The sequence below is a fragment of the Rhodopirellula sp. UBA1907 genome, from assembly GCF_002337565.1.
GTDB classification, from domain to species: domain Bacteria; phylum Planctomycetota; class Planctomycetia; order Pirellulales; family Pirellulaceae; genus Rhodopirellula; species Rhodopirellula europaea.
Map to the genome: position 1 here is coordinate 11,886 of NZ_DDGH01000041.1, position 8,197 is coordinate 20,082.

Genomic DNA, 8,197 nt, shown 5'->3' on the forward strand with positions numbered 1-8,197 from the left:
CGGGGCTAACGCCCTTCGGCTCATATACTCAAGACGCTTATTTGCCTGCTGAACTCGCGGACAGCAACCAACGACTTTCCCTTTTTTGACACTCTCGAAATCAACGAACGTCGGAGGATCCGACGCTCTTTTCTCAGTGACCTCGGGCGAGGTCACAACCGCATCTCCATCACCAAATCTCAAGGTGTTCTCATGAAACGTCTCCTCCTTGCTTCCGTTCTCTGTCTCGGGTTGTCCTTTTTCGCGTTGCAAGTCTTGCATGCCGATCAGCCAGCGATAGGTGCGCCGCCCGAGAAGATCGATGCCGCCGATTCCCTTCATTCAGATTGGAAGGTGAAGTTCGCTCCCGTTCCGGAATTGTTGCGAATGCATTGTCCCATGCTGACACCTGGGCACGGTTTGGTCGTCGAACAAGTGGTCGAATCCAAAGACGCTCCCTTCCGACTCAAACGCGGTGACGTGTTGATGTCGGTCGACGGGATGCCCGTGCTGGAACGCGATGGTGCACCCAAGCTCGCCCGGACGAACGTGCTCGTGATGCGGCGTGGCCAGATGATTCCTGTTCACAGTGCTCGTCGGGCTCAGGCCAACGCATCCCAATTCGGGCAACCGTTCCCACGAATCAATCAGTGGTCGTTGCCTGGCCGGACCGGTGTCGCGGTTTCCACGTCTGCCTTTGCTGGTAGCAATGAAAGCGTTTCGGTCAGCCAGAATGGTGACCAAGTGACAGTGAATTTGGATCTGCCGAATCTGCATCCAGCACCGCTTCGCTACCAAGGGACGCGTGACCAGATCGAAGACGAAGTTCGCAATAGCAACCTTGCTCCGGCCGTTCGACGTCGTGTCTTGGAAGCGATCGATCGGTGACCTCGGCGGATCGAAAAGCGGGTATGCTTTCCGGGGCGTTTGATTTCATTGTCAGATCGGCACCACCGCCTTCGTACCCGTCTCGTCGTTGGAGTTTTTGTCTCGTGAGCCAACCTGAAACCGAAGTCTCGATGCTGTTGCAGCAGGTCAAGAACGGCGACGAAGAGGCTCGCGAAAAGTTGTTTGTGACGTTGCAGTCTGAACTGCGAGACATGGCGGGGGCGTTGATGCGTGGCGAGCGTCCCGATCACACGTTGCAAGCGACCGCGCTGGTCAACGAGGCCTGCGTGCGGTTATTGGACACCGAGGCACTGAAGAATGTGTCCGATCGTCGGTACATGTTTGGAATGGCCAACCGGGCGATGCGGCAGATCCTGATCGACCACGCACGGCGTCGACGGACCAATAAACGTGGCGGTGACTACCAGCGAGCTTCCTTGGATGTGGTGCTGGACAACTTTGAGGCCAACAACCGTTGCCAATACGAAGATTTGGAATCGGCGTTGGAAGGGTTGGAAGCGACGTCACCACGCCAACGTGAAGTCGTGGAACTGAGGTTCTTTTCCGGACTGACGAACGAAGAAGTCGCCAAGGTTCTTGAAATCAGCGTCGCGACGGTGGAGCGTGACTGGCGTTTGGCGAGAGCGAAGTTGTTCGAGCAGCTTCGAAGCGACGACGCGTAGGTTGCTCGACCGTCGGGCGGGAGATCTTGGGTGCCCGCCGACTCAGCGATTGAACAGTTCTTCGGGAGCAACCAAGGCTTGTTCGATTTCGGGTTGATCCCGGGCTGGTGACTCTTCGCGACCGTGAGTGCGAGGCGGCCGTCCCGAACGCTGCCAAAGTTCGATTTGTTTGCCTTTGGCTTCTTCCAAGCTGTCGCTCATCTTGGACGCACTTTGTTGCGCGTTGGCCAGCAATCGTGAAACAGAGCCCAGTCGCGGATCGACTCGATTCGGCGAAATTTGAGCGATCGATTCCAATTGCGATTGCGCGAGTGCCAATTGGTTTTCGAGTTCGATCACGCGTGATTCCGCGTTTTCGACTTCGGTCAACGTCTTCTCATCGAACTCGACCCCGGCAAACGACCGAATGCCCGCGTCCTGCAAAATTTCGCGAACGGTGGTGGGCGTTAGGAACAAGGCCAGCATCGCAAGAACAAGAATCAGTTCACGGATGGCGGCAAATCCGTCACGCACGGAGGCGAAGGTCGAAGGGGTGGGCTCGTCCATGGAAAATCCTTTCCAATCGATGAAATGGGGCAAGCTCTTCTTTCGTGTTTTCCGGTCGCCGGAGTCTAGATCGGTTCGCCGATTTTGCTTGGTGGGGAGGATGGGTACCTTGCAAGCACCGTCCGTTCATGGGTGATGCTTCAAAGGACAGTAGAATAAATGTTTTCCGACCGCTTTTTTTGCACGCAGCCATGTTGATTTGGAACCGATTCGTCTTGCTTGCACCGCTTCTCGCGTTTTGCCATTCGGGAGCGGAAGCTCGAGGGCCAGAATCGAGAGTGCAATCCGAACCTCCGGCGGATGAACGCTCCGTGAAGACTGGCCAGGGATTCATGGTCGCCTACACCCAGCGAATTCCGGGGACAAACGTTGAAATCGAGATGGTACCGGTCGCCGGTGGCACCATCGTTTTGAAGCCACCGCCTCCTCCGCCGGCATCATCGATCGATGCATCGGGGGTGGAGCAAACGGGTGCGACTCATGTCAAGCCAAAAGTCGATCCAGATCTGAAGGTGCAGGCGGTGGCGATTGAGCCGTTCTGGATGGGTAAATTGGAGATCACGATGGAGCAGTACATGCCGTATCGGCAGCTGTACTACGCTCACAGAAAAGCGGCGTTTCGAAAGGGCTACGAGCGGCCCGGGTTTGACGAGGTGGATGGCGTTTCCAGCCCCACGGATGTCTACGACTACTCGTTCCATTTTGCATTCGCAGGTGCCTCCGATTCGCCGGTGCCAACCACCAGCCAATTCGCTGCGCGGCAGTACACGAAGTGGTTGAGTCTGGTTTGCGAACTGGACTATCGGTTGCCGCTCCGAAGTGAGTGGCAGCATGCATGCGTTTCAGGTCAGAAACCGGAACTGCTTGTCGATGATGTTGCTGTTCACTTTGAGAACACCGAAACGGTTGAAACAATTCGTGCAGGTACGAAACTCGCGAGTTCCTTGGGGCTGCACGATATGCAGGGCAATGTTTCGGAATGGGTGATCGAGGATACCGCGACAACGGGTCTGTTTCGTGGGCACGTTGCCATTGGCGGGAATTTCAACTCGGATGCCAAGGATTGCCAATGCGGTTCCATTCTTCGCAGCACAGAAGATTGGTGGGACGAGGATCCGGATTATCCACCGAGTCCATGGTGGGCAACATCAGACGAATCCCGTGCAACCGGTTTTCGAATCATCAGTCCTTTGACGCAGATGAGTGATCAGCTCCGTGAGTTGTACTGGGAAGCAGACTCGGATCGTTTGAGAGAAGACGTTGAAGCGAGGGTGGAGTCTGGCCGAGGGACCTTTGGTTTTGTAAAGCCTTGAGTCGTTGCGTTGGAATTGGGCTATCCTTCGCAACTTTGGGAAGAATTGCGGGATTCGAATTGATAAAGGAAACGAAGTTGAATATACGTCTTGGAAGTTGGCATCGTTCGGCAAAGTTGGCCTTGGCGGTGAGCCTCATTTGTGGATCGGCGAGTATCGCGGTCGGTCAGGAGAACGACTCCGTATCTCGTCAGTCCGCATCGATTTTTGCGGGCCCGCCGAAGTTGCTTCAGGAGCACGGCGCGGGCGAAGGACCAGCCTGGCATCCTGAAAAGGGTTTGTTCACCAGCGGCGAGGGCAACATCAACCTGCGAGACCGAGCGGGCAATACGTCGGTCTATCAAGCAGACTCCGGTTCGAACGGATTGATGTTCGATCGAGAGGGGCGGTTGGTCGTTTGTGAAGCCGTGAAGCGTCGGATCGTTCGGCTGGAATTGGACGGCAGCAAAACCGTGCTGGCCGATGGTTTCGAAGGGATGAAATTCAACCAGCCCAATGACCTATCAATTGATTCACGTGGCCGGATCTACTTCACCGACCCGCAGTATGGCGACCGCTCGGGGATGGAGTTGGTCGACGGAGCGGGCAAACATGTTGAAGGTGTCTATCGGATTGATCTCGACGGAACCGTTTCGCGAATCATCGCTCACGAAGTGGACCGCCCCAATGGTTTGGTTGTCACCTCGGACGATCGATACCTCTTTGTCGCCGACAACAACAACGGTTTGGGCGGCGCGAGAAAACTGTGGCGATTCGATTTGCAAACCGATGGAAATGTTGACGTTGAGAGTCAAACGATGATCCACGATTGGGGGACGACACGCGGTCCTGATGGAATGAAATTGGACGAACAAGGACGTCTTTATGTTGCCGCAGGATTGAACGAACCTCATCTGCCGCAAGAAACCGCGGAACTGCCCACAGCGGGCATTTATGTCTTTTCGCAAGAGGGCGAACTGCTCGACTACTTGCGGATACCTCGCGACGAGACAACCAATTGCGCCTTCGGCGGTGATGACCTAAAAACGCTTTTCGTGACGGCGGGAGGAACTCTGTGGAGCGTGCCAACCATCGCGGTGGGTGACCCGGCGTTTCCGAGTCTGCCTTCCAATTGATCGTTCGTCGACCGCGAAGGCAGCATCGAAAAACGAAAAAGCCCAGCGGATCGCACGAGACGATACGCTGGGCATGTTCTTTGGAAACCGAAGAGACTGATCAAGGAGAGATCAACGCTCGATCCACTCGTTTTCGCTTTCGCTGACCGGCACGTTAGCCTTGATGAACTTGACGATGTCCGATGCCGTGGAAGGGACTTCGTTGATCAAGGCAGGACCGCTCAAGCTAGTGCTTTCGAGTTTGACTTCCAATCCATCGATCTTCAATCGCTTACGAAGTGCGGTGATGCGTCCGCCCAAACGTTCGGCTTCGTCAGCTTCCGGGCTTTCTCTGCCCGCGACAATCATCGTTGGCAGCACGCCAACGTTTCTGTCTCGCAAAGTGGAGTCAATCGTCAGACCGTTGAAGTTCTTCACTGGTGAAACGTACACCAATGCTTTGACGTCTTGCCCTTGTTTCAAACGTCCGACGCTGGGAAAGCCCCAGTCGCGAACCGCCCAGTGCGAGGCCATGATCGCACCTTCTTGGATACCAACAACGGCCAATGCGTTGAGGTTGAGGCGGCCTTCGTTGTTCTCTTCTTTGAGGAACTGTTTCGCTTCTTCCAGGTCATATTGAATGATCGCCTGGATGTCGCGTTTCCCCATTCTGGAGATGTTGAAATCTTCTTTGTCGCCGTTCGGCTTCGTGTACTGTCGGCTGTTCCCGTGGCCGCGGTATTCGACCAACAAAACGGCCAAACCGGCCGATCGCATCGCCATGCAGAGTTTTTGATAAGGCGAACCCTGTCCTTTCCACTCGTGAATCAACAGCACCGGAATCGCTTCTTTGCCTTCCGCGGACGGGAAGTAGAACGCGGTCAGCTCAATGTTGTCTTTGGTTTTGAGTTTGACCGGACGCGGTTTGAGGGCCGGATCTTGGCCGCGTTTGTTTCGTTGCGCTGAAGCGGGAGCGGCAAGCAGCGCCGAAATCAGAAAGGCGGAGCATCCGATCAGAAACCTGCGAGTCAACGGATTAGCGAGTGACTGAGATGCGTTTGCGTACATGGGGATGCAAAACTTGGGTGGGAGTCAACGAGGAAGAGAAGAGCTCCTCATTTTAACCCAAGCCCGACGGTGCTGCACTCATCCAATTGGCAATCGTTTTCGACGCGACCAACCGGTGTGTGCGAGCACCAAAAATGCAATCGCAGTCGCACCAAAGTAGAAGCCAACGCCCAACGTCCGATAATCGCCGAACAGGATCGCTCCGAGAATCATCCCGTAGACGGGTTCGAGGTTGTTTGCAAAGTTGATGGTGAAAACGGAGAGGCGTTTGAGAAGCGAAACGTACTCACTGTAGGCGTAGACCGTGCAAACCACGGCCAAGACCAGCAGCCACCCGACATCGCTTGGCGAAGGCACCAGATCGAGGCCTTGGCCTTCACTCAGATAGAACGCCGACAACGGCAAGCAAGCGGCACAGAAGCCACATGCGCCGATCATCTCATACAGTGAAATGACGCGATGGGGAGTCGTGACGGCAAACCGGCCGTTCAAAATTGAAAACACGGCGGCGGTGAATGCCGCGACGATTGCGATCAGGAATCCGCCCGCGTACTGTAGTTCGCTTTGAAAGATGACCGCAACAGCGGCGATCACGCAAACACCGAAGACCAAATCCATGCGACGAAGTTTTCGACCACGGATCATCAAGGGCTCCAGCAACGCGGTCCACAACGAAACCGTCGCGATCCCAACCATGCACACCGAGACATTGGCGACTTTGACCGCCAAGAAGAACAGCACCCAGTGCAGTCCGATCAGGCCGCCGGTTGCCAACATGGCCAACGCTCGCCTCGCGGGAACACGCCATGACTTGCGAACGATCCAGGCCAGAACCACGGATGCGATCGCACTGCGGAACAGCACGATCTCCACCGCTGGCAGTTGTATCAATTCGCCCAGGGCTCCCGTGAAGCCCCACACGAATACCAGGAAGTGCAGCTTCAGGTAGTCGCGTGGTTCGCCCAAGTCGTCATTCACCGCATCCCTTTCGCACCATCGATGGAGATCAAATCAAGAAGATCCCAGCGGAGATGCTTCGGAGCTACAAAAGGTTCAGGATGTCGTTGGTGAAGACGAAGATCATCAGAGCGAGCAACGCCAACACGCCGACAAACGTCAGTCGCATTTCCATCGCTTCGTCGACCTTTTTCCCGCGGATCAACTCGGCGGTCAGGAAGACCATGTGGCCCCCATCGAGCGCCGGGATTGGCAGGAAGTTAAGGATCGCCAGGTTCATGCTCAGCATCGTCAAGAACATCAGCTGCGCGGACAAACCCTTTTCGGCTTGGTGGCTGGCCATTTGTGCGATCCGGATCGGACCACCAACAAACTTGGCCTTCACTTTTCCTCGAACCAGCATGCTGAGGAAGCGACCAACATCGGCCATTCGGCGTTTGGCTTCGCTCACGCCCAGGGCAAGTGCCATCCCCAACGAATCCGCTTTGCGAATGGATTCGACGGGGGTGAAGTTCAATCCGCGGTCATACCAGAATCGATCGGATTGACGAACCGTCAAAGTTTGCTCAACGACGGTGCCATTGGGCGGTCGAATCGCAGTGGCGATGATCTTGGTTCCGTTGGGCAACAGTTGAATTGTTTCCATCAAGTTGCCAAGCGGCTGCGTCGGGCCAATTTCCCAACCTTCAGTCAAGGCTTCCATTGCGGTCTCGGACAACTCATCTTCGATCGATTCGCGATCCTTGGCACTCGCAAACTGGACGCGGATTTCGCGGAGTTCGTCTCCGACCTGGATGGTCTCGTTTCCGTCCGCTGCGGATGCGTCGGTGCCAGAGATCACTTCCGAAGCCACTGCGGTTGGCTCGTAGGCAAACCCGAGTGAATCAACCGACATCATTTCGCCAAACGCTGACACGGGCGTCATCGTTTGTTCGATACGCTGAGGCGTCAGTGATAATTCGACCTCCTCGCGGGAGTCGCCTTCACCACGCTGCACGGTGATGTTCATCGGTTCGTCGTATTGAACATCCGCGAGCACCATTTGATAGGCGTCGATGTTTGCGTCGTCACCCACGGAAATGATTTGGTCGCCGACCTTCATTCCGGCCTTTTCGGCTGGACCGTTTTGCATCAACGCTTTGATCGGTCCAATTTTGAATTGGATGCCGAAGTCCTTCGCCTTCTGCGGCGGCAGGGTCATCGAATGTTCGGATTCGTCGGTGCGTACCAATCGAAGTTTGATCGGTTGTGATGGTGCGGTGTGAATGCGAGACAACAATGGCGTGATGGGCATGATCGCTGATGCATCCAGCGTTTGATCGTCAAAGCCAACCACTTTGGCCCCGGCGTCCTCGTCGGTCACCACATCGGCGGCGACTGAGTTTGGCATCGCGGGCAGTTCTGAGAACAGCGTGTCGCCGGTCGGGCTTTGGATGCCGATCATGCGTCGATCGGGTTCGATCGGACTCGCCTGCGTCACCAACTGATATTCGCGAGTGTCGTCGCCGTATTGCAAGCGAACTGGAACGGCGGCCTCGGACGATTCGATGCCGGCTTCCATGATCTTCAATTGCATTTCACTGAAAGGCAATTGCGAGTCATCTTCGAGAGTACCGACAGCAACGACTTTTCCACCCGGTTGCACGCCGGCTTGCCAAGCAGGTCCGCC

At 55.6% G+C, this 8,197-nt stretch carries 9 protein-coding genes; 4 read left to right on the plus strand and 5 right to left on the minus strand.

Annotation, left to right across the window (positions count from 1 at the left end; genetic code table 11):
• Positions 1-321 (minus strand): hypothetical protein (locus B2R17_RS09155; protein WP_286763754.1); only part of this gene is annotated, 321 nt, incomplete at its 3' end.
• A 45-nt stretch (positions 322-366) separates the two neighbouring features.
• On the opposite strand from B2R17_RS09155, the gene B2R17_RS09160 reads away from it, so the two are divergent.
• Together B2R17_RS09160 and B2R17_RS09165 are read left to right on the plus strand one after the other, a co-directional pair.
• Positions 367-867: a hypothetical protein gene (locus B2R17_RS09160; RefSeq protein ID WP_286763755.1), complete on the plus strand. Its 501-nt coding sequence runs from the start codon at positions 367-369 to the stop codon at positions 865-867.
• Between the two features lie 104 nt (positions 868-971).
• The gene (locus B2R17_RS09165) at positions 972-1,550 is read left to right on the plus strand and encodes an ECF-type sigma factor (protein WP_037249452.1); all 579 of its coding nucleotides are present in this window, start codon (positions 972-974) and stop codon (positions 1,548-1,550) included.
• Positions 1,551-1,592: 42 nt separating this feature from the next.
• On the opposite strand, the gene B2R17_RS09170 is transcribed toward B2R17_RS09165, so the two are convergent.
• Positions 1,593-2,096 (minus strand): hypothetical protein, encoded by a 504-nt coding sequence (locus B2R17_RS09170; protein WP_286763756.1) that lies wholly within the window; start codon positions 2,094-2,096, stop codon positions 1,593-1,595.
• Positions 2,097-2,407: 311 nt separating this feature from the next.
• On the opposite strand from B2R17_RS09170, the gene B2R17_RS09175 reads away from it, so the two are divergent.
• Positions 2,408-3,409 (plus strand): formylglycine-generating enzyme family protein, encoded by a 1,002-nt coding sequence (locus tag B2R17_RS09175; RefSeq protein ID WP_286763757.1) that lies wholly within the window; start codon positions 2,408-2,410, stop codon positions 3,407-3,409.
• A gap of 77 nt (positions 3,410-3,486) precedes the next feature.
• A complete protein-coding gene (locus tag B2R17_RS09180; RefSeq protein WP_286763758.1) occupies positions 3,487-4,524 on the plus strand; it encodes an SMP-30/gluconolactonase/LRE family protein in 1,038 nt (345 codons plus the stop codon).
• A gap of 111 nt (positions 4,525-4,635) precedes the next feature.
• On the opposite strand, the gene B2R17_RS09185 is transcribed toward B2R17_RS09180, so the two are convergent.
• The 3 genes from B2R17_RS09185 to B2R17_RS09195 form a co-directional block, all read right to left on the minus strand.
• Complete coding sequence (locus tag B2R17_RS09185; RefSeq protein ID WP_286763759.1) at positions 4,636-5,571, minus strand: alpha/beta hydrolase; 936 nt, start codon at positions 5,569-5,571, stop codon at positions 4,636-4,638.
• Positions 5,572-5,649: 78 nt separating this feature from the next.
• Positions 5,650-6,549, minus strand: coding sequence for a DMT family transporter (locus tag B2R17_RS09190; RefSeq protein WP_286763760.1), 900 nt, complete (start codon positions 6,547-6,549; stop codon positions 5,650-5,652).
• 64 nt (positions 6,550-6,613) lie between these two features.
• A partial coding sequence (locus B2R17_RS09195; RefSeq protein WP_286763761.1) for a site-2 protease family protein occupies positions 6,614-8,197 on the minus strand: 1,584 nt, incomplete at its 5' end.